Annotated in this window: 21 protein-coding genes; 1 reads left to right on the forward strand and 20 read right to left on the reverse strand. The window is 32.6% G+C overall.

Translation table 11 applies throughout. The features are described 5' to 3' along the window. Window positions 1-25: 25 nt before the first annotated feature. The 14 genes from HMPREF0634_RS04970 to HMPREF0634_RS05030 form a co-directional block, all read right to left on the reverse strand. Entirely contained in the window at window positions 26-610 is a 585-nt protein-coding gene (locus HMPREF0634_RS04970) for an MptD family putative ECF transporter S component (protein WP_007789575.1), read from the reverse strand. 10 nt (window positions 611-620) lie between these two features. Further along, window positions 621-1325, reverse strand: a complete 705-nt coding sequence (locus HMPREF0634_RS04975; protein WP_007789551.1) for an energy-coupling factor transporter transmembrane component T — start codon at window positions 1323-1325, stop codon at window positions 621-623. Beyond that, complete coding sequence (locus tag HMPREF0634_RS04980; protein ID WP_007789594.1) at window positions 1315-2832, reverse strand: ABC transporter ATP-binding protein; 1518 nt, start codon at window positions 2830-2832, stop codon at window positions 1315-1317. Before HMPREF0634_RS04980 ends, HMPREF0634_RS04975 begins: the two co-directional genes overlap by 11 nt. 2 nt (window positions 2833-2834) lie before the next feature. Next, entirely contained in the window at window positions 2835-4544 is a 1710-nt protein-coding gene (locus tag HMPREF0634_RS04985; protein ID WP_007789547.1) for an ABC transporter ATP-binding protein, read from the reverse strand. Beyond that, entirely contained in the window at window positions 4537-6276 is a 1740-nt protein-coding gene (locus tag HMPREF0634_RS04990; protein ID WP_007789577.1) for an ABC transporter ATP-binding protein, read from the reverse strand. The genes HMPREF0634_RS04985 and HMPREF0634_RS04990 overlap by 8 nt, the downstream gene beginning before the upstream one ends. A 103-nt stretch (window positions 6277-6379) precedes the next feature. Next, a complete protein-coding gene (locus HMPREF0634_RS04995) occupies window positions 6380-6952 on the reverse strand; it encodes a TetR/AcrR family transcriptional regulator (RefSeq protein WP_007789599.1) in 573 nt (190 codons plus the stop codon). Window positions 6953-7063: 111 nt separating this feature from the next. Beyond that, window positions 7064-7438 (reverse strand): hypothetical protein, encoded by a 375-nt coding sequence (locus tag HMPREF0634_RS09970; protein ID WP_243440512.1) that lies wholly within the window; start codon window positions 7436-7438, stop codon window positions 7064-7066. Beyond that, the gene (locus HMPREF0634_RS09975) at window positions 7395-8084 is read right to left on the reverse strand and encodes a relaxase family protein (RefSeq protein WP_007789559.1); all 690 of its coding nucleotides are present in this window, start codon (window positions 8082-8084) and stop codon (window positions 7395-7397) included. The genes HMPREF0634_RS09970 and HMPREF0634_RS09975 overlap by 44 nt, the downstream gene beginning before the upstream one ends. Before the next feature lie 205 nt (window positions 8085-8289). Further along, complete coding sequence (locus HMPREF0634_RS05005) at window positions 8290-9375, reverse strand: hypothetical protein (RefSeq protein ID WP_007789603.1); 1086 nt, start codon at window positions 9373-9375, stop codon at window positions 8290-8292. A gap of 33 nt (window positions 9376-9408) precedes the next feature. After that, a complete protein-coding gene (locus HMPREF0634_RS05010) occupies window positions 9409-10515 on the reverse strand; it encodes a YaaC family protein (RefSeq protein WP_040565782.1) in 1107 nt (368 codons plus the stop codon). Window positions 10516-11028: 513 nt separating this feature from the next. Beyond that, window positions 11029-11763 (reverse strand): hypothetical protein, encoded by a 735-nt coding sequence (locus HMPREF0634_RS05015; protein ID WP_040565783.1) that lies wholly within the window; start codon window positions 11761-11763, stop codon window positions 11029-11031. Between the two features lie 3 nt (window positions 11764-11766). Beyond that, a complete protein-coding gene (locus HMPREF0634_RS05020) occupies window positions 11767-13002 on the reverse strand; it encodes a DUF262 domain-containing protein (RefSeq protein WP_007789557.1) in 1236 nt (411 codons plus the stop codon). A gap of 10 nt (window positions 13003-13012) precedes the next feature. Then, window positions 13013-16150 (reverse strand): type I restriction endonuclease subunit R, encoded by a 3138-nt coding sequence (locus HMPREF0634_RS05025; RefSeq protein WP_007789568.1) that lies wholly within the window; start codon window positions 16148-16150, stop codon window positions 13013-13015. A 26-nt stretch (window positions 16151-16176) separates the two neighbouring features. Further along, window positions 16177-16641: a hypothetical protein gene (locus tag HMPREF0634_RS05030; protein ID WP_007789586.1), complete on the reverse strand. Its 465-nt coding sequence runs from the start codon at window positions 16639-16641 to the stop codon at window positions 16177-16179. 56 nt (window positions 16642-16697) lie between these two features. Between HMPREF0634_RS05030 and HMPREF0634_RS05035 the strand changes: the two genes are divergently transcribed. Continuing rightward, the gene (locus HMPREF0634_RS05035) at window positions 16698-17282 is read left to right on the forward strand and encodes a restriction endonuclease subunit S (RefSeq protein ID WP_007789601.1); all 585 of its coding nucleotides are present in this window, start codon (window positions 16698-16700) and stop codon (window positions 17280-17282) included. On the opposite strand, the gene HMPREF0634_RS05040 is transcribed toward HMPREF0634_RS05035, so the two are convergent. The 6 genes from HMPREF0634_RS05040 to HMPREF0634_RS05060 all read right to left on the reverse strand — a co-directional run bounded on the left by HMPREF0634_RS05040 (window position 17271) and on the right by HMPREF0634_RS05060 (window position 21894). After that, a complete protein-coding gene (locus HMPREF0634_RS05040; protein WP_007789541.1) occupies window positions 17271-17792 on the reverse strand; it encodes a restriction endonuclease subunit S in 522 nt (173 codons plus the stop codon). The two genes, HMPREF0634_RS05035 and HMPREF0634_RS05040, sit on opposite strands and share 12 nt — an antisense overlap. 11 nt (window positions 17793-17803) lie before the next feature. Then, window positions 17804-18787 carry a site-specific tyrosine recombinase/integron integrase gene (xerA, locus tag HMPREF0634_RS05045; protein WP_007789539.1) on the reverse strand — a complete coding sequence of 328 codons (984 nt, stop codon included), beginning with the start codon at window positions 18785-18787 and terminating at the stop codon, window positions 17804-17806. An 87-nt stretch (window positions 18788-18874) separates the two neighbouring features. Beyond that, window positions 18875-19009 (reverse strand): hypothetical protein, encoded by a 135-nt coding sequence (locus HMPREF0634_RS10050; RefSeq protein ID WP_276324347.1) that lies wholly within the window; start codon window positions 19007-19009, stop codon window positions 18875-18877. Between the two features lie 62 nt (window positions 19010-19071). Further along, the gene (locus tag HMPREF0634_RS09530; RefSeq protein WP_007789566.1) at window positions 19072-20115 is read right to left on the reverse strand and encodes a restriction endonuclease subunit S; all 1044 of its coding nucleotides are present in this window, start codon (window positions 20113-20115) and stop codon (window positions 19072-19074) included. After that, window positions 20099-21664: a type I restriction-modification system subunit M gene (locus tag HMPREF0634_RS05055; protein WP_007789563.1), complete on the reverse strand. Its 1566-nt coding sequence runs from the start codon at window positions 21662-21664 to the stop codon at window positions 20099-20101. Before HMPREF0634_RS05055 ends, HMPREF0634_RS09530 begins: the two co-directional genes overlap by 17 nt. Before the next feature lie 20 nt (window positions 21665-21684). Then, a complete protein-coding gene (locus tag HMPREF0634_RS05060) occupies window positions 21685-21894 on the reverse strand; it encodes a helix-turn-helix domain-containing protein (RefSeq protein ID WP_007789590.1) in 210 nt (69 codons plus the stop codon). Window positions 21895-22218 lie beyond the last annotated feature (324 nt).

Consider the following 22218-nt stretch of genomic DNA (forward strand, 5'->3'; position numbering starts at 1 on the left):
CTTTTCCTCCTAAGTAAATCTATTATTAAATCACTCCTGCTTTTTCAAAATGCTTTTTGAGTATCTTTGTTGCAGCGAATGCTCCTATGCAAGCAAGAACAAAAGTTATCAAACCAAAGCCTACTGCCCACGAAACTTTGAAATAAGATAATGCTTCATTTATTTGTGCTTCGCTCATTTTCCATTTTGATGCTCTTTCCACAAAAGAAGCTGTCCCAAATAAAATCACAGGAATTACTGTTCCTAAAAAATCTGCTAATGCAAATGTCCCATATCCAATAATCATTCGTCCCTTGCTCTCATAATTTCCTATAATCAAATCACATATAATTCCACCGATTACAGCAAAGACTGCATGAGGTAAATGTCCTCCTGACAACGCAATTAAACCAAGAAGCGTTCCTGATATTGTAAATACACCCTTCTTTTTAACTTTTACAGCCATAAGAATATAAACGGTAGCAGCTACCATAAAGCTAACTCCTGAAGCAATAAATCCTCCAATAACTGTTGTTGCCATAGCAAATGCAACCGCCATGTATATGACAATTCCAATTGCATTAAAGATTCCGATTGTAATAAAATCACGACCATTCAATTTGTTTTTCATAAAAGTCCTCCTAATAAATTTTCTGTATTACTATCACAAGAGCAATCATCAAAGCTCCTAATAGTCCAATCATTAAGTCTGTTTTTCTAAACCGCAATTCTGTTAATGTTACCCTCTTCTCATCACTATCAAGTCCTCTAATAAGTGCTGAAGCTGACAGTTCATCTGAAATCTTAATCATTCTCATTAAAAGCGGAACAAGCGTATATTCAATATATTTAATTGGATGTAGCAATGGGAAAAATCTGCTTGTTACAATTCCTCGAATCTTCATATTCTCTTTTAATGCCTTGAGTTCTATTTTTATAGTTGGTACAAACCTAAGCAAAACACTAAAAGGTATACCAATGCTTCTTGGTACTTTCATTCTATTTAACGCTTCCAGCATTTCACTTACACTTGTAGTCTTTGTTATATATCCACCAAACATAGCGATTAAGGTCATTCTTGATGCAAAGTAAATAAACATATATATTGCAAATACAATACTTGCTTCACAAAATTTTCCAAGCCCTAACTCTATGCAGTATAAAAGCACAAAAAACAAGATAAAGCGTAACGCTCTTTTCCACATCCCGCTATATAAATATAGAAAAAAGGCAAAAACAATTAATACAAAAAGTAGAATTGTATCGCTTATAAAAAAGCTCGTAAATCCAACAATTGGAAGTAGAGTAAGTTTTATTCTCGGATCTATAGTTTTTCTATCTATCAAGCTCTCTACCTCCTCTCATCTTGTCTAATATGAGAAATTTATTACTTTCACTCATATCTAAAACAGTTTCTATTTTTCCATCTCCCATTACCCATAGCTTGCTCACTGTGTTTGCTAAAAACTCAAAATCATGACTTATTACCAAAACTGTTGTCCCAATTTTCAATTGTTCTTCAATCAGTTTTGCGACGGAAAGCATTGAGTCTTTATCACAACCTGATGTTGGTTCATCATAGATGAAAATCTTTGCCTGTTTCATCATTCCACAAGCTATTGTCAATCTTTGTTTTTCTCCTCTTGATAAAGCAAACGGATGCTTATCAATGTATTTGTCTAAGCCAAGTACACTCAAAATAGACTTTGCCTTTTGAGTATTTTCTTTTTTATCTTTACTTGAAATACCAAGTAGCATTTCATCAAGTACACTTTCCGAAAACAACTGATAGTCTGAATCTTGAAAGACAAAATATGACATATCCATTAAATCTTTATGATTAAGCGACTTATCTTTCCTCGCCCATATTTTTCCCTCTTCTATCTTCTCAAGTCCTGAAAGCACTCTTGCAAAGGTGGTTTTCCCAGTACCATTTAAGCCGATAAGACCAATGGCTTTTCCGTACTCCATGTTGAAATCAAGATGATTTAAAATGTACTGTTTTTTCTTCTTTCCATCCTTAGCTACATTCGGATAGCAAAATTTCAAGCCTTTTCCGATGATACTTTCATCATTTAATTGATATGGATCTTTCTTCTCACTTATCCTGTATTCTTCTAATTCAAGAGTTCTTAGTCCATTTTCATCCCAAAACGCCCTTTCAAGATAGATAACTTCTTCCCGACTCAAGTCTTTCGTAATTTCTCCGTCTTTCATCAAAAGAAAACGGTCAAATAAAGACTTTACATAGTACAAACGATGTTCAATTAGAACAACCGTTGTTCCTTTTTTCTTTAATTTCTCCAAAATTAAAAACAGGTCAAATGTTGCTTTCATATCCAAATTTGCTGAAGGTTCATCTAAAATTAAAACTTTCGGATTCATCGCATAGATGCTTGCAATAGCTATCTTTTGTTTCTGTCCGCTTGATAATTCAAAAACAGATTTTCCTTTAAGTTCCTCAATATCCAACTCTGCATATACTTCTTCTACTCTCTGTTTGATTTCATCTCTTGATTTGCAGATAGTTTGAAGCCCAAAAGCTATTTCTTCATCTGTCGTTGTCGTGAAAAACTGACTTCTTGGATCTTGAAATACAGTCCCTACAATATGCCCTACTTCATGAAGCGATAATTTGCTTATATCTCTTCCGGACGCAAAGGCTTCTCCTTGCATTTTGCCTTTGTAATAATGTGGAATAAGACCATTCATTACACTTCCAAGAGTGCTTTTCCCACTTCCACTTTTCCCTGAAATTAAAACAAATTCACCCTTTTTAATTTCAAGATTGATATTTTTTAAAGCAGTTCGCCCATCTTCCCATTCATAAGAAACATCTTTTAACAAAATCATGGTTACACCTCATACTGAGCTTTCCATAATTTTGTGTAGTAACCATCTTTCTCAAGAAGTTCCCCATGCTTTCCTTTTTCAAGTAAATTTCCTTTTTGAAATACGAGAATTTGGTCAGCTTTCTGAATTGTTTTTAAATGATGAGCCACTACAATTACGGTTCTATTCTTTGCAAGTTCTGTAATGGCATCTTGTATCAAAGATTCATTTACAGGATCAACATTACTTGTCATTTCATCAAGAATTAAAATCGGTGCATCTTTTAGAAAAGCTCTTGCTATAGATATTCTTTGTCTTTGTCCACCTGAAAGAAGCCCACCATTTTCTCCAATATCAGTTTCATAACCTTTTGGTAAACTCATAATGAAATCATGTATCCTTGCCTTTTTTGCAGCTTTAATGATTTCCTCTTTTGTAGCTCCTTTTTTACCTACTCTGATATTTTCTTCAATCGTGTTATCAAACAGTTGAACATTCTGCATGACAATGCTGATACAATCTAAAAGCTCATCATAAGGAATATCCCTTATATCAGTTCCTCCAAGTGTAATTTTCCCTTTATGCACATCATAAAATCTTAGAAGTAAGTTGGTTATAGTAGTCTTTCCACTACCTGATTCTCCAACTAAGGCTGTCATTGTTTTTTCAGCAATAGAAAAGCTCAATTTTTCCATTTTAAATTCATCTTTTTCATAGGAAAAATCTATGTTTTCAAAAGCTATATCATTATCTGTCGGAACAATTCCATTCACTTTATCCGTGATTACATCTGCATATAAAATTCTTGAAAGTCTTTCGTAACTATCTACCGCCGAAACATAGTACATATAGTGTTGTTCCATAGAAGCGAATGGCTTATAAAACTCTTTTGAAATTACTGCAAAGATAATAAAATTAAGTACATCAAGACTTCCCTTTATAACAAGTATTGCTCCTGCAATTAAAAGAACTAAATATCCAATATCCAGTAAAAAACCAAATATAGATAACTGTTTTGCCTTAAATCTTGAAGCTGCTTTGCTTGTTTCTCCAAACTTTTTTGTCTTATTCATAAGCTCATTATCCAAGCTCTTATTGTTTGAAAAACTCTTTAGTACAGGTATTCCTCTAACATATTCAACAAATAAGCTAACCATATCAAGAAGTGCTGAGTTGTTTTGATTTTCAATTCTTTCAGATTGCTTAATTGTCAGATATAGAAAGATAAGTGCAATCGGAACAGATACAGCCATAATAATAGAAAGTTTGAAATCAATACTTGCAAGACCAATAAATACAATCGCACCTATCAAAAAATCGCCAAACATTCTTGACCACATGTGTCCTACAACAAGGGACATATTATCAACATCTTTGTGTAAAATTGTATTGATTTCTCCCAATCTTTCATTTGTATAAAAACCTAAACTAAATTTCTTTAATTTGATAATCATGCGTTCTCTGATTTGCTGAACAATATCAAAACCTGCACTATGCTTTTTCATATCTGCAACCATATTACAAATACCTTTGAAGACTACAAGTAATCCAATAGCAATAAAATATTTATAAAGCATATCTAAACTCGTCTTATCAAATATCTGAAACAGTATAGAAAATACGATAACAATCATAGCTATGGAGCTTAGTCCATAAAGGGCAAAGAGTACACTTGATATAATCAAATCTCTCTTGCCGGTTTTTGTAAGTAGTTTTAACATTTCTCTAAACATTTTCTGTTACCACCTCTTTCAAATTCCATCTATCTACCTTGTTCTGTGCTTCAACCATATCACGATAAAAATCACATCTTTTCATCAGCTCTTCATGGCTTCCTGCATCAAGAACAACACCCTTATCCATAACTATAATTTGGTCTGAATCTCTAATCGTATTTAGATGATGAGCAATTGTAATGATGGTTTTATCCTTACTTAAATCATCAATCGCTTCACCGATTAGTCTTTCATTTTCACTATCAACAGCTGCCATTGCCTCATCTAATATTAAAATCGGTGCATTTTTCAGTATCATTCTTGCAATAGAGATTCTTTGTTTTTCTCCACCGGATAACTTAACTCCCATTTCACCTACTCGTGTTTCATATCCATTTGGCAATGCTGAAATAAAGTCATGACATCTCGCTTTTTTGGCAGCTTCTATGACTTCTTCTTTTGTCGCATTAAGTTTCCCGATTGCAATATTGTCAAAAATACTTAAATCGAAAAGGATGACCTCCTGTTGCACACTTCCAATAAGATTTGAAATATTTTCCTGACTGTAATCCTTTATATCTTTCCCATTTATTTCTATTCGTCCGCTGTCAGCATCCCAAAAACCCATAAGCAAATTGGATACTGTACTCTTACCACATCCACTTGCTCCAACAAAAGCATTTAAGCTATTTTTCTTAAAAATAAGATTTATATCCTTTAACTCGAAACTATCTTTTCCGTATGCAAAATTCACATCTTTAAATTCTATATTTCCAAATTCTAAACCTTGTTCTATCTTTTTCTTTGGAAGCGAAACGGTTAAAACTTTTCCAATTGACTTTAAAGCCTCCTTAAATACAATAGAAAAATGTTGTAGAGTTGCTGTCTTGCTTATGGATGCTGTAAACGCAGAGGATAGAATAATTGCGAGTATAAATTTAGGTGTTGTTATTTCTCCATAATAAAGAAATATACTTCCCAAAATCATGACAATAACTACTCCAATTTCCATAAATATGTCAATGAGTCCCATTGGAATTGTAATTGCTCCCATGCTCTTTTTAACCCAGTAAATATACTCTCTTGCCGTTTTTAATGTTCTTTCGCTAATCTCCTCTTCTTTAGCAAAAGCTTTAATCACAGAGATATTTTTTACATATTCCATTAGCTCTTCTCTCATCTTGTTTTCATGGTTAAAGTAAATAGCAAAGTTCTTATCCATTGTTTTCTGTGAAAGAACTTTTACCAAATACATGAGTGGAACTCCGGCAATCATTCCAAGAGCAAGACGCCAGTCTACAAAAATCATAGCTATGAAAATAATGGTAGGCAGAAGTGTAACTGACATTATTTCAGGAAGACCATGGGCAAGGTATACTTCCACTTGCTCTACATCATGCTGAACAATGTTGGTAAGCTCCCCGGTATTATGTTCTTTGAAAAATCCTAAACTTAGTTTTTTTAAATGACCGATAATATCTAACCTAAGTTCTGTTAATTTTTCATAAGCTTTTTCATGGGCAACCTTTGTTGCAAAATAGTAAAACACTTCCTTTAATGCAAACGATATAAAGATTCCCAAGAATATATACTTTAAATTACCTTCGTTAATATTGTTTGTGATTAAAGAACTAATCAAATATACAAGTAAGATTTGTGGTATCAAATCAAATACTATTTTTAAAGCAAGAAGTGAATTGGATAAACTATTTTTCCCAATCACTTTTTTCCTTAATTCTTTTTCTGGCATGAACAACGCTCCTTTCAAAATTGAATAATATTGAATTATAATTCAATATTAAGGTTTAAAGTAAGACTTTGCTGATTACACAAAGTCTATTTTTTAGTGCTAATTATAAGGATTCCACTCCCTTGTAATAACACCTTGCAATAAGTTTTAGCATATCTTTTGCCCACTTTTCACTTTGATAGTGCCTTGCTATTTCAAGAAGCCCCTCTGTAAAGTTACTGGCTAAAATATGGGCAAGCATCGGATCATATTCTTTTTCTGATTGTCTTTTTAGGCTCACTTCAATATGAATCTGCATTTGCGATATAAGTTTTTGTTTTGCTTCTGTATGCTTTGTACCTGAGCTTTTATCCATTAAAATAATTAACTTCTTACGCTCTTTTAAAAGTTCATGAATATAATTCTCGCCGACTTCATCAAACCTTTCAGAAGCAGAGCCTTTTTCCAAAGATTCTTCCTCATTAAAAGCTGACTCAAAATTTATATAAACTGAACTTACTACTGCATCAAACAAAACTTCCTTATTTTTGAAATAGGTATAGATGAGTGCCACAGGTATATTCGCCTCTTTTGCAATTTCTGTTAATTTGGCACCTCTATAATCCTTTTTATAAAATACTTTTTCTGCTGATTCGAGTATTCTATTTCTGACTTCTTCTTTTAGTACTTGTGCCATAGCACACCTCTTTCTATTTTAATACTGAATTTATATTTAATAATAAATTAAAATTCAATATTTGTCAAGATTCTTTATTTTCAAGAAAACACAGTCTACTGCAATATAAATTCATCTTTCTACTTCTTTCATCTTTTCTTTTTTCTCTTTAGAAATTTTCTTATCTTGTTCCTTATGTCTACTAATTTTTTCTATAACTGACTCTTTTTTCTCCCTCTTATCTCTACCAAGATACTCATTCATATTAACTTTCAGATGTTCCAACTCCTCATATTTTACTGATAACGCATTATATTTCTTTGCAATTTCCTCTTGTTTAGCCTGCAATTCTTTTGAATGCTCATTTAATTTTCTAAAAAGATTTTTACCTGATTTTGTCTTCAACTCTCCCGATACCATATGTCTCAAGTGTGGGAATTGCTTAAGAAAAATATCTATTCCCTCATAAACTTTCTGATAGGCTTCCACATCTTTTCGGTTCATCATCACATATAAATTCGTCATTTGGATTTTTACGATAACCTTCGTAATGTTCTCTCTTACTAATACAAATTTTAATATATTTAACGACTTCCTTTATCCTCTTTTGCTCCAATGACAGCTTATCAAATTCTCGTTTCAACTCGTTCTTTTCAATGGAGATCCGGCTGATACCACGCTCTAATTCTTCAATTGAATTAAAACCTTTATTCCTGATTTCAACAAGCGCAGACGCTGCTGTTTTAAGATTATGTTTTGTTACCCAATGTTCATAGCCTTTGCTTGACTTTACTTTTTGACTATTTTTAATATCAATGATATTTCCAAGTTCTTTATCTTTATTCAGGATTCTATCCTTAATTCTTTCTTCAGTATAGTTAGCTCCAATGGTCTTTGCTCTGGTAAATCTCTGCTGATTTTTACTTCTAAAAGCTATATGCTTCCCATATTTTATTTCATAGCCATAGCTTTCCATCTTAGATAAAAATCCCTGCCAGTTGATTGACTGCTTTATAGTTCTATCAATATCAAATTGAAGTCTTGACTTATAACTACTGCCTTTTTTATCCTCATTCCAGTCATACCAATTCACAAATTTTCTTCGCTTAATTTCATTGATTTCTCTTTGTGTTTCTTGGTCAATTACAGACAAATTATGTTCCCTTTGAAGAAAGCAATGTAAAATTCTATAAAAGCAGAATAAATGCCAAAGTTCCACCAGATTTAAAATAAGCACAGAAAAAGCACATAGCTGAAAGATTTTACTCTTCAAGCCATGTGCTTTTGTGTTATTTGATACTTTAAGATAAGCTAAAGATTTGAATGGATTTAAGTTAGAATATCTTAAATCCATTTTTTCAATTTGTATTTATAATAGGCAATCCAACTTTCAATACCTCATCTACAAGATGATGTATATGAATCAGTTCCTCATTAACAGTAACAACCGAATATTTTGCTGATTCACCAAATTCTCCTGCAAAATTTAATGTTTGAGCTATCAGCATTCCAAATTCATGTATGTGAATACCATGAGGCAAATCACAATCTATTAGAAGAATACTACCCATATCGCTTCTTGAGAAATCAAGAGTTATATCTTGAACAAAAATCTTATAAAATTTGCTCACAACTGTGGAAACATCTTTTTCGATATTAATTATATTATCATTATTCAAAACAAACAAATCAATACCGCAAATTGCCCTATATAGCAGACGGCAAGAAATCTTTAACGAATTCTTCAATGCTAACATCAATACCGAAAACGCAAACATCACATCAGTAATATCATCCAGTTTTGTGTGCAACTTCATCGAAAAATCTTTTATATCCTTAGAAATTTCTTCTCCAAGGCTTTGATTAATTTCTTTTTCTAATATACTAACTAACCCACGCATAGCATCAATATCAATTTTTTTGAACATTTTTATAAAATTAGCATCCATAAGAACTTTATAGACTCTACCATTCTTGAACGCTGATATTGCAGGAATTAACTCCTCATCTGAGAGTAGTGTGCTTACATTTTCTGAAACACTGACTTCTTTATATAGAAAATACGGATTCATTGAATCTGCTACTTCATTTGATTCAGAAGCAATTTCAGACAAACATAAATCAATAAATCGAGTAAGCGTTTTATGTCCTTGCTCAATCAATATTCTTTCTGCTGATGACAAATGCTCTACATTGAAAAAATTGGGGATATCTATTTTTTCAATGTTTTCATCAAGAAATATAAAACCATGAAATTCAGTATTACTATGTTTTGCCATATAAGCAAAATCATTACGGGAATCTGTAAACTTTTCACCAATTTCATTTGATTCTATAACAACTGACATGTCATAAATCATTTTTCTTATTTTTTGCGAAGCTTCATCCTTTTGAAGCTTTTTACATAACTTAAATACTTCTGTTCTAAAATTTGTTGACATCATTTTATCTCCTAAATTATTATATAGAAAGAAATTTTATCTTTTCTCTTTAAAGTCAATGTGTTGTTTCTCCAATTCATTCTGCACTTTTCTTTCAATCATCTCTTGCACCTGATGTTCACCTACTAATTTAACAGTATCAGTTGCTGTATATCTGCTCGAACTATACTGTATAGTATTTTCTAAAAGATTATTAAGTACATAATTAGGAACGAGCCTTCTTGCATAGAACATAAATTTTTCAATTAAAAGTTTTTCACCAGTTATATCCTTAAGCACAAAAGGACTCCAACGTTCCGGGAAATAACGGCATAATGAAGATAATGCAAATAAACTGATGTATATATTAAGTAATGTTGGGATAGTTATCAATTTGCTATTTTTTATATGCCCTGCCTGTAAATATGGTTGTCCAGAATAGGATTGTTTACTGATATCCTCACCTGTCAATTTATGGCGAAGGACAAAATATTCTTTGCCCGTTTTGAAGTCTGTAGCAGAAGTAAAGCGCAAATATGATTTTTCAAACCCTTCAACTTTTTTCAATAGTTCAATCAAATGATCCTTGTTTTCTTCCGAAAAATATATTTTTTCAGCCTTTCCATCTGGAGTATTAAAAATATCAAGCATAATAGTACAGCCAGTTTGTACATCATAGCATTGTGTAAAGTCATATTGTATTTCTGCAATCGAATCTAAAAACTCTCTCAAACTCCAATCACCAAATCCTGTTAAGTCAGAAGTAACACCTATCGCTCTTGCAACTACATGAACTCCACCATCTACTGGACTAAGAAATCTGATTTTCGTGTCTGCAATGAAATTCATTTGATCAGGAATGAAAATCTTCATTCCATGGTTACTAATCTTATTGATACTGCCACTTAAAAGGTTAACCATTCCATAAAGAAGATTTGTTGAGCCATAATATAATAGTAATGGTGAAATTTGAAGATTATCTTCTTTAGCAGCCTTATAGTATTCATTTGCTTGTAAAAACGAACCTGCGATGCAATTTATAGTATCTTCGTCTACCTCATGCCCCTTTTTTGCTAAATACCGTTTTATATTAGCCTCATATGTAAATTGTAATAATTCTCTCCAAAGATCATTTTCGGGGTTTTCAGAAAAAATTATAGTCATAGAATCTCACCTTCCCATTTATTATACATTATCCGTAAATTTCGTAATAGTACATCACAACAAATGTAATACATATCTTGTATATAAGTCCACAATAACAAAAATATTTCATTTATGCATACATGTAACTATTCTAAAACAAAAGCCAATTTACCATTTATAATTTTCAACAAAAGCCTCCCACCAAAATGATGGAAGGCTTTCTATTTCTAAACTATTTACCTAAATTCAACAACTCCCTTTTAGACCTGCTTTTTCTTACTTTTAGTATCAAAACAGTATCATTTCGAGAATTTTGCTACTCCAAAATCGCTAAAACACTATGCTTTCAACGGTTTTATAGTAGTAACATATTTGCTTCCGCTATTCCCACTCTTCATATAAAGACTTCTACACATTATAAAAATAAGCATTTATAAGACTCTTATTTACACATATTTTATATTTTCTTTGTTTTTTTGGGTATTTTTTAAGCGAAATACTTCAAAAGTACTTCAAACCTATGAATTTTAATCAGTAATTATCCAACATATTGTATTGAGCATCTTCTTCTAAATCAAATCCCGTATTGCTTTTATATTTTTTAGTAATTTCAATTATAATATATTCGAAAGTATTCACCACTTCTTCGAAAGAAGAAATATCCCCAATTTTAAACTTCTCATTTTCATGAGCAATATTATTTCTTATTTTATCTGTATATTCATATAGAAAAGTAGCCGCATCACTTTGTATTTCCGTATCTAATAGTCCACCAAAATCCTCACTATTTTGCGTAAGATTTAAATTATTTAGAAAATCACTATCTCCCAAAATTTCCTGAAATAAATCTTTATAATATCCATTTAGTTTATCTTTGTGCAAAAATTCAAATCGTATGTGTTTTTCTAATATATTACTATCAATAGTTTCTTTTAATGAATGAAAATACGCATCGAATGACCCCTTCTTATTTTTATTTTTATCCTCAAATATATATTTAATTTGTCTTTCTTTCTCAGAAAATATAGAATGAGCAATCCTTTCTGACAATTCTGTAAATCTCACACCTTGTTTTGATTTATTATAATTGTAGTTACGTATGAGTTCTTTTAAATAATTCTCGAATGTTGTAAAAACAGATAAATATAATGAATTCTCCAATAATCCTCTTGCTATTTCTGAGTTATCTTTTGCTTCTAACATAGGGAGTACTTGATCATATATATCTTTATAAGATTGATATTTTTTTTGAATTTCAGGGAGCATAATCTACACCTCCCTAAGAATACTAGAAAGATGTTTTCCCCATTCATATCTTTTTTCAACATTTGTAGTATTATTTGTGCCTCTTATAAAAATATTTTCATCTACATTTTTCAAAAATTCGCTAAATGACCGTCTTATTAACTCCTTATTGTTAAAGACTACATTATCATCAAATTTTGATAATACCACTAATTGTAGTTCTGCAATAGTTTTATTTATACTAGTAGAACCAGGCTTATTTATTCTAATGAAAGCTTCATCATCAAAAACAGCATCCACTTTTGCTACTGAATTTCTAATAAAATCAACTAAACTTAAGGCTTCATCTTTATCGCATCTATATTCCTTAAGATAATCTAAAATTGCGGTATTCAATCTGCCATTATACGTGCGGAATTCTTTATTTAAATTATCTTTATTTTTAACCCTAACTTCTCTTAATTTCCAATTTTCACTATCAATAAATCCTTCTATAACTTTAGCTCTTAATAAAATCTCATTATATCCGAAACGTTTCTTTAATACAGGTCTACTCCCGAAGATTTCATCTACTTCTTTACTTTGTGAAACATCGTTCAATGAGTTAATTAAAATACCTCTATACATAACATTTAGAAGTTCCTGATTATTTAACTTTATTGAACCACTGTTTATTCGTGAAAATATGTCATATTTAATATCTTCTGTTGAATCTTTTTTTATTATTACAACTGGAAGAGATACATTATTAAACTTTCTTTGCATTTCAACTAAATCATAATAACTCTTTTTGTTAAACTGTTTCAAAGTTTCGAGTCCACTTAATGTTAAAACATCCATTTCCCGCAAATTTTCTGATAATTTTTCAATTTCATCAGCAACTAATTTAGATTTCATAAAAGCAAATACTGTAGTAAGACGTTGTTGTCCATCAATAACCTCAAATGTATCGTCGTTATTCTCAGCTAAAAAAATAGTTGGAATTGGTATTGATAGCAATAAAGATTCAATAAACTTAGACATTGTTTTTTTATCCCAAACAAATCTTCTCTGGTAATCAGGTTGTAAATTCAATTCTCCTTCTACTATCATTCTGAATAAGTCTGATGTAGACTTATCAACCTTATCAACATAAAGTTTTCTTTTATCATCTTCAGTTATATCAATTTCTGCTTCTGTTTCTACCTCTAAATCTATATCTGTTGAATCTATTTTATCTAGTAAATTTACTTCTAAGTATCTATTCATAGTGTTATCCATAACTTCCTCCTCAATTATACTTCTTAAAATTTTCAGCTTGCTCTAATACTTCTTTATAAACTTCATCTAATGTTACAGGAGGATAATCAAATTCATCCATAAGAAGAATTAAATCGACCTGAAGATTTGCTTTGATATCCTCACGAGTAGACCAATCTGTATATCTCGCTTTGTCATCTACAATTGCTTTTATTCTCTTTGAGAGTTCAATCATCTTGTCATTAGGATACTCAAACTCATACTTCTTGGAAACAGCTTTTAATATGTCGAAAAACGCCTTTTCCTCATAGTCTATTCCCATTTTCTTAAATGAATTTTTCTCTTGTTTTAATTCTTCTAAAAGTTTTACAAGCTGGTCTGCAACATCATCAAGGACTTCGTTTGCATAAGCCTCATCACGTCTACGATTGTTATATTCATCTACGACGCGCTTTAATCTATCCGCAAATTCAACCGCCATTATTTTGTTAACTTTCTTAAACTCATCAATCGCTTGTGAAAGCAGTCTTTGCAAAATCTTTATTTTTGTATTTGGTAACTGTATTGCATTTATCTTGTCCATATATTTATCGCTAAAAATATCAACAGAAATGTGTTTTCCTGTTTCAAACAGTTCCTCTATACCGTCCGACTGAATCGCTCCCTCAAGCATTTCACGAACGCGAGCATTCATTTGAGAAATGTCAGGCGCATCACCTTTTGTTAGCTTAAAGAGAATAGAACGTACTGCACAATAGAAATGGATGTAATCCTTATCTATATCTGAGAACCTATCGCTGGAGCTACAAAGATTAAATGCCTGCTTCATACGCTTAACCGCTGCCATAAACCTTGTTTCCATTTCTTCAGAAAGCTGCACATACTCCACAGCACGATTTAGGCAAGCAAGTTGTTCAATAGGAGATCCGTTAAGAAAGTCAGTGTTATTAAAATTATGGAACATTTGAGCAAGTACTTCCAACTGGTCTTTTACCATAATAATTGACTGCTCAATACCCTCAAATTCTTCACTCTCAAAATTAGTATATTTTTTAAGTGCCATATTCATATTTTTCTTAATTCCGATATAATCAACAATTAATCCTTTATCCTTACCTTCACATACTCGATTTACACGAGAGATAGTTTGAATAAGTGTGTGTTGCTGAATAGGCTTATCTATATAAATAGTATCAAGTTCAGGAACATCAAAACCTGTTAGCCACATATCAACTACAATGGCAATTTTGAAATTTGATTTTGGATTTTTGAATTGTCTATCAAACTCTTTTCGATCATCTTTAGTACCGAGCATATCAAAGAGTTCTTTTTCATCATCCTTATTACGAGTCATAACCATTTTAATTTTTTCCATAGGTTTTAACTCTTTTCTGTCCTTTTCATCAAGATCAATACCATCTTCACAGATTTTCTTTTCTGTCCATTCTGGACGAAGCTCAGTAATTATCTTGTAAAAGTCGTAAGCAATATAACGATTTGAGCATACAAACAGAGCTTTTCCAGCAACGGTTGCCCCCTCTGCAACACGAGTTTCATAATGATTAATAAAATCTTCAGCAACGGCACGAAGTCTGTCCGGGTCACCAATTATGATTTCCATATTGGCAACACTTTTTTTGCTCTCCTCAACCTGATATTCGTTAGCTTCCTCTCTAACACAAAAATCATAATATTCTTCTATCTCTCTAACTTTATCTTGGTTAATTGTAACTCTTGCAGCACGACCGTCATAAACAAGATTTACAGTAATACCATCACGAACTGCTTCAGTCATTGTATAAGCATCAACAACACCACCAAAGACTTCAATCGTTCCATCTACCGGAGTTCCTGTAAATCCAACATAAGTTGCGTTTGGAAGAGAGTCATGTAAGTATTTTGCAAATCCATAAGTACGCTCTACACCTGATTCTGTAATTCGAACCCTTTGATCAAGATTAATTTGGCTCCTGTGTGCTTCATCAGAAATGCAAATTACATTTGACCTGTCAGTAAGTAACGTCAAGTCCTCGGTAAATTTTTGAATGGTAGTCAAATATACACCACCACTTTCTCTACCTTGCAATTCTTGGCGTAGCTTTTCACGGGAGTCAATGCTTACTACAGTTTCATCGCCTATATAATTTTTCGAACTTATAAACTGCTTTGAAAGCTGGTCGTCAAGATCTGTTCTATCAGTAATCAGCAAGATAGTTGGGGAATGAAAATAGGTGCTCTTCATCAACATACGAGTAAGAAAAAGCATAGTATAGCTCTTTCCGCATCCAGTGGCTCCGAAATATGTGCCCCCTTTACCATCACCTTCCGGACGCATATGAGCTTTGATATTTTTATAAAGCTTATTCGCAGCAAAAAACTGAGGATAGCGGCATACAATTTTTAAGTCTTTATCAGAGCTATCTGGAAAGTAAACGAAATCCTTGATAACAGCAAGTAATCGTTCCTTTCGAAAAAGACCCTTAATCATTGTAACAAGGGAGTTAATTCCATCCAACTCTTTATCTTCCAAGTTAACTTTTCTCCACGCATAGAAGAAGTCATATGGACTGAAGAAAGAACCGTATTTGTTACTTGCTCCATCACTGATAACAATAAAAGCATTATATTTGAATAGTTCAGGAATATCACGACGATAACGTACAGTAAGCTGCTTGTATGCGTCCATAATAGTTGTATTCTCTTTAACTGCACTCTTAAATTCAAACACTACAACAGGTATACCATTTACGAACACAATGCCATCAGGTATGCGAATCTGGTTATTAATACCCTCTATTTCAAATTGATTGATTGCTTTGAAAATATTGTTTTCGGGAGTGCCAAAATCAATAAGTTCAATATACAAGTCTTTCTTAGTTATGTCCTCGCGGTTGAATATAAAGCCGTCACAAATAATCTTGTAAACAGCTTTGTTTGCCTCATAAATCGTACCAGAAATATTACGCAACATAAGAATGATACTATCCACCTCACTTGATGTAATACCATCCGAAGCATAGCGACTATATAGATACTGCTTTAAATCATCTGCAAGCAGAACCTCAGCCCTCTCTCTATGAATTTGGTTGCCGTTCAAGTATGTATATTCTTCATCTTTGAGTAGCTCCATTATTGACATTTCTAATGCGTGTTCATTGAAATTTGCCATTGTATTCACTCCTTTTCTCAAGCAAATTACTCGATAATTGTTTTGACTCTTGCCAAATTCTTTTTATAACGTGTGCCTTCTGTATCTTCCACAAGGGCTTTGATTTTAAGGAATGGACTAACCTTCAGTCCTGACAAAACAGTTTTAAACTCACTTATGTCATAATATTGAGAAGTTGTTTCTCCTTGGGCTAAATTAACTTGGCTATCAAATAGTGTATTTTTGTTTACATACACTTGGTCACCTATCAAATAGCCTATCATTTTAATACTTATATTTCTATTTCCGACATTTGTAGCTGTAATATGTAAACCAAGTCCTGCTCCTGAAACGGTATGCCCGGTAACTACAAGTACCTTTTTCTTATATGGCAAGCGTGCTGTATGTATTGAAACAATCACAGCTATAATACTAACTAATAGAGTTAATGCAGATAATAGCAGCGATACAAAACCTACATTTGCATTGCACCAACTTATAAATTCATCCACAGCTCCCACCTCCAGTCATAGTTTATAGTTATTTCAGGTACTTTTGTTCGCCTACAATGCGACTTATATTAAATGATAATTTAGAAGCACAAGCTATCAACTTATATAAAGCTGAACTCAAAGTTTGTACTACTGATGAAATTATCACTGGTACAATTTCTGATATTGGAGAATTTGTACGTGGTAAAAATATTACAGCAGCAGAAATGGTTGAAGGAAATATTCCAGTTATTTCAGCTGGTTTACAACCTTCTGGACACCATCATAAAAGCAATGTATCAGGCCCATCTATTACGGTAAGTGGCTCTGGAGTAAATGCCGGATACGTATCGTTTCATTTGCATGATATATGGGCAGCTGATTGTTCTTACAACAACTCTTCATGCTATATACATTGTTTGTATGTAATGATGAAAGATATACAAGCTCAAATTACTGAATTACAAAAAGGTACTGCTCAGCCACATGTGTATCCTAAAGAACTCAATCCACTTGAAATTACATATCCGAATTCAGATATCTTAAATAAACTTGAGCAAAGTTTGAGTAAAATCTTTGCTGTAATTGAGGACAATGATAATGAAATCGCCAAACTAAAGAAGATGCAAACAGTTTTGTTAGCCACTTTATCAAGCCGCTAAATTATCATTTATCTGCTGCTTAAGAGCTATCCTATCGGTAATTGTCTTATATGCCTTAACAATATTTTTCTGTTCGTCAATTGATGGAACAGGAAGTTTCACCATACATAGCTCATTCCAATCAAATATCTCCCTTACGCTTCCGTGTGACTTATATCTTGCGTATCTGTCAAACTCTGGTCTGCTAAACCAAAGCATAAGATATTCCGGGTCAAGTTCATCTTTATTTGTAACTTCAAACACAATATATGAACTTGAAATAATACAGTCCTCGCTATCTAAATATGCAATCGAAATTTTTTCTCCATTTCTGGAAGTAACAGGTCCATATGCAAATTGACCTGTTCGAACAATTTTATAGTTCGATAAGTCAGTTCCTACTATATTAGCTATTGAAGGAATAAACTTTTTTGCAATACTTACTCCGAGCAGATTAGTTATAGATAGATCTCGATTTCGATTATCTACAATTTCGATATAATCACCCAAAATTTTATAATCTGTTCTCATTTCTTTGCACCTCATCCAATGTATTTTCTGTGAGCTATTTTTACATTGCTCTGTTTGACCATTGCGTACTGCAATGTCGTATCTATTCGTCTATGCCCCAAAAGCTGTTGAACTTGCTCTATGGGCATTCCTTTATCTATTGCAACTGTCGCAAGAGTTCGTCGGAACTTATGTGGATGTACCTTTACCAAACCCAAACGATTACCTAAATTTCTAAGTCTTACTTCTATGCCACCGATTTTCATTCGATTATGTGGTGACTGCAAGGAAACAAACAATGCCGGATTATTATCTTTTCGGCTTTGCAAATAGTTTTGCAGATGTATCTTTGTCCTTGCATCAAAATATACAATTCGCTCCTTATCGCCTTTTCCAAACACAACACATTCTCTTTCATTGAAGTTTATATCTTCACGGTTGAGCAGAACCATCTCGCCGACACGCATTCCCGTTGAAGCAAACATATCAATCATTGCCAAATCTCTAAGCTCTGTGCAACTATCACGCATAAGCTCAAGTGCTTCATCAGAATAAGTTTCCTTAACGCTTGTTCCGGTCTTAACTTTATGTATTCTCCTTACCGGACTTTTAAGAATATAATCTTCATCCTCAAGCCAAGAGAAAAAGCTGGATAATATTCTCCTTATATTGTCAATCGTAACACGACTTGAGTGCTTACTGTTCTGATATTCCGTAAGGTATGTTCTTATGTCATCAGTCACGATTTGTTTTACATCTTTTTGAAGTTGAAAAAGCATAGTTTCAATCATCGTTTTATAATATTTGAGGGATTTCTCTGAACAGCCTTCGATTCGCTTTGCCGAAAGGAATAGCTCTACTAAATTCTGTTCTGAGTTTTCCTCGTGTTCTTTATCTTGCGTTACCTGATAATTAAAAAGTGCGAAGTGCAATACCTCTTGCAACTTTTCAATCTGTCCGTTATTCAAGTACGGTAACATCCCCTGAACAACATCATTGATTAAATTCTGTTTCATAGTCTTTTCTCCGTTATTATACTAAGAGAACGACTATCAGTGGCAGTCTCTTGTTTTAACTCTCGCCACTGCTGAGAGTTTTATATACTAAACCGTTAAAATAACATCTTCTTCTGAGAATTCAATTTCATTCTTGCCATTATTTACATCAAATCCTTTATATTTCTTAGATGTATCGTTGTATCCAGCAATATATACATTAAGTTCATTTCTTAATATCACAATTTTTCCTATTTCGTATTTTTTTTATTTTCTCCTTCTATGTTAAATGATAATTTAGTGGCTTAATATTTTGACAAAGATGTAATAATCATATCTTTCAGCTGATTTAAGGATTCTATTTCTTTCAATAGGACTCTTTGGTGCTTCATTATTTTCTCAGCAGTTGCTTCAAATGCTGTTAATTCACTAATATCAGGTAAATATAAAGGCAAGTTCTTTATATCCGTCTGAGTGACAAGCGGTTGCGTGGAACCACGATTTAGCAAATCCCAATCAACTGATTTAAGAAAATGATATGAAAATTCATAATAGTTGCTTTTTATAACTAATGTATTATCCGATGCCCAACACTTTGAGAAGAAACGTTGTATTACGCCATGAGTGCCTACTCTTCCGGTAATTATAATTTGTTCATCAAAGTTGTAATCATTGATATAATTCATTATTCCGCCGGCGCCTACAAGCGGATAAGTACCAATTTCGTTTGAAACAGGTCTTTTTCCAGATTGTACAGTCGCTATACTTTCAAAGACCGTGTTGGGGTCGTGGGACTGAGTAAGCTGCTTATAAAGAGCATAAACTTGTTCTTCTAAATTATCATTTATCTTCTGCTTTAAATCAATTCTCTCCATAATTGCTTTATAACTGTTCACTATTTCCAGCTGTTTTTCATAGGTAGGTACAGGTAACTCTACATTACACATTTCGTCCCAATCCATTACTTCTCTGACACTTCCGTGCGATTTAAAACGTGCGAAGCGATCAAATTCTGGTCTACTGAACCACAACATCAAATACTGTGGAATTAATTGTTTTTTATCAATTACCTCAAACACCGTATAGACATTGCTTACAAGCCCTTCGTCATAATCCTCTAGTAAAGCTATTCCAATTTTATCTCCACGTCGAGAAGTATCAGGAATATATGTAAACTGTCCTTTTTTGACTACCTTATATTTTGTAAAATCAGTTCCAACCGTGTTTGCTATTGAAGGAATATACCTTTTTTGCACCGATACTCCAAGCAAATTTTCTTCTTTTCCCTCTGTATTTCGCACATCAACCTGTCGAATATACTGGCCTAATCGTTTATAATTCGATTTCATACCCCAACTCCTTAAACACAGAAAGTAAATCTTCCTTAGACTTTTCCTCATCAATAAGAAGTTCTTTGAGTTCTGATTGCAAAGATTTCATCTTTGTATCAAAATCTATATTTTCATCACGGTTGATAAACTCAATATATCGGCTCGGAACAAGAGTAAATCCCTTTTCTTTAACCTCGTCAAATAAGGCAGAATAACAGAACTCCGGAACATTTTCGTATGTTTTTTCAAAATTTTCTTGCTGCCAGTTATGATATACTTCTGTAACTTTTGCTCTATCCTCGTCAGTTAGCTCAATATACTTTTTCTCATAAGGACTACCCATTTGACGTAAGTCCATGAATAGTATTTCTTTTTCACGATTACGGTAACGTTTAATCTGCCCATTTTGTTCCACAACACGATCTTTTTTATTCTTATTCAAAATCCATAAAGTTACGCTAATATCTGTAGTATAAAACAAGTTTCTTGGCAAAATAACAATAGCTTCAACAAGATTGTTCTCAATAAGCTGCCTTCTAATTTTAAGCTCTGTTCCATCATCAGATAAAGCTCCATTTGCCAGCAGAAAGCCTGCAACACCATTCTGAGAAAGTTTAGAAACAATATTCAAAATCCAACCATAATTTGCATTGCTTGTAGGCGGAACTTCATAGCCATTCCATCGAGGATCATCAATTAACTCATTAGCTGTTCTCCACTCTTTCTGATTAAAAGGTGGATTTGCCATAATAAAATCTGCTTTTAGGTCTTTATGTTGGTCATTTGTAAATGTATTTGCTGCCATCTCTCCGAGATTTGCGGAAATACCACGAATAGCCAAATTCATTTTTGCTAATTTAAAAGTAGTGTTAGTATACTCTTGACCATAAATAGATACTTTTTTCTTATTACCACTATGAGCTTCCACAAACTTAACCGATTGGACAAACATACCTCCACTACCACAACAAGGGTCATAAAGTATTCCATCATAAGGCTCAAGCATTTCTGCAATCAAGTTTACAATGCACTTTGGTGTGTAGAACTCCCCTTTACCTTTTCCTTCTGCAAGAGCGAACTTACTTAAAAAGTATTCATATACACGACCGATTATATCGTTCTCTTTATCATTTGTATTTATTCGATTGATTTCATCAAGCAAAGAAGCAAGTTTTGATGTGTCAATATGCAAGCGAGAATAATAATTATCTGGCAAAGCACCTTTAAGCAAAGGATTGTTTTTCTCAATCGTAAAGAGAGCAGTATCTATTTTTAAAGCAATATCATCTTGCTTAGCATTTTCAATTATATATGACCATCTACTTTCTTCCGGCAAATAAAATACATTCTCCTTTGTATAAAAAGGCTTCATATCTGCATATTTTTCACCGTGATTTTCAATAATATTTCTCCTACATTCTTCAAATTTGTAACTGGCAAACTTCAAGAAAAACAAACTTAATACAACATGTTTATATTCTGCAGGTTCTACGGATCCTCTCAATTTATCAGCACTTTTCCATAGTGCTTCTTCCATAGAAATTTCTTTCTTTATTTTCTTTGCCAAAATAGTCACTCACCTTTCTTCTATTTTTCATCCTCTTCAAATTCCATAATATCGTCTAATGTGCAGTTTAAGGCTCTACAAATCTTGCCCAAAACTTCCACAGTAACATTTTCATTCTTGTTAAGCTTGTTGATAGTATATGCACTAACCCCAGCAATTTGAGCTAACTCTTTCTTTTTCATGTCTCTTTCTAATAAAATATGCCATAACTTTTTATAATTAGCTTTCATTTATTTCCTCACTTTCTATGAGTCCCAAAACCTTTTTATATTATAGCATATTCACGCAGTTAAATATAGCGTTCTCTCTATTTTTATTTTATATTTTCAAACATATGTGTTTATACCAAATAAAGAACGGCGCATCCCTAAGACCACACCTTTCATAACTTTATCTCTCAAATTCTTTTGGTTGTATAATATTTAGCGTTGGGAGAGAATTTTTTCTCTCACCAATGCTAAATATTATACAACCATAAAATACTGAAGATATACTGGAAAATACCACTTAGGAAGAACTGGGAATTAAACAGTACATGTTTTTACAAGAATAGG

Origin of the sequence: Peptostreptococcus stomatis DSM 17678, assembly GCF_000147675.1 — a bacterium.
Lineage (GTDB): Bacteria > Bacillota > Clostridia > Peptostreptococcales > Peptostreptococcaceae > Peptostreptococcus > Peptostreptococcus stomatis.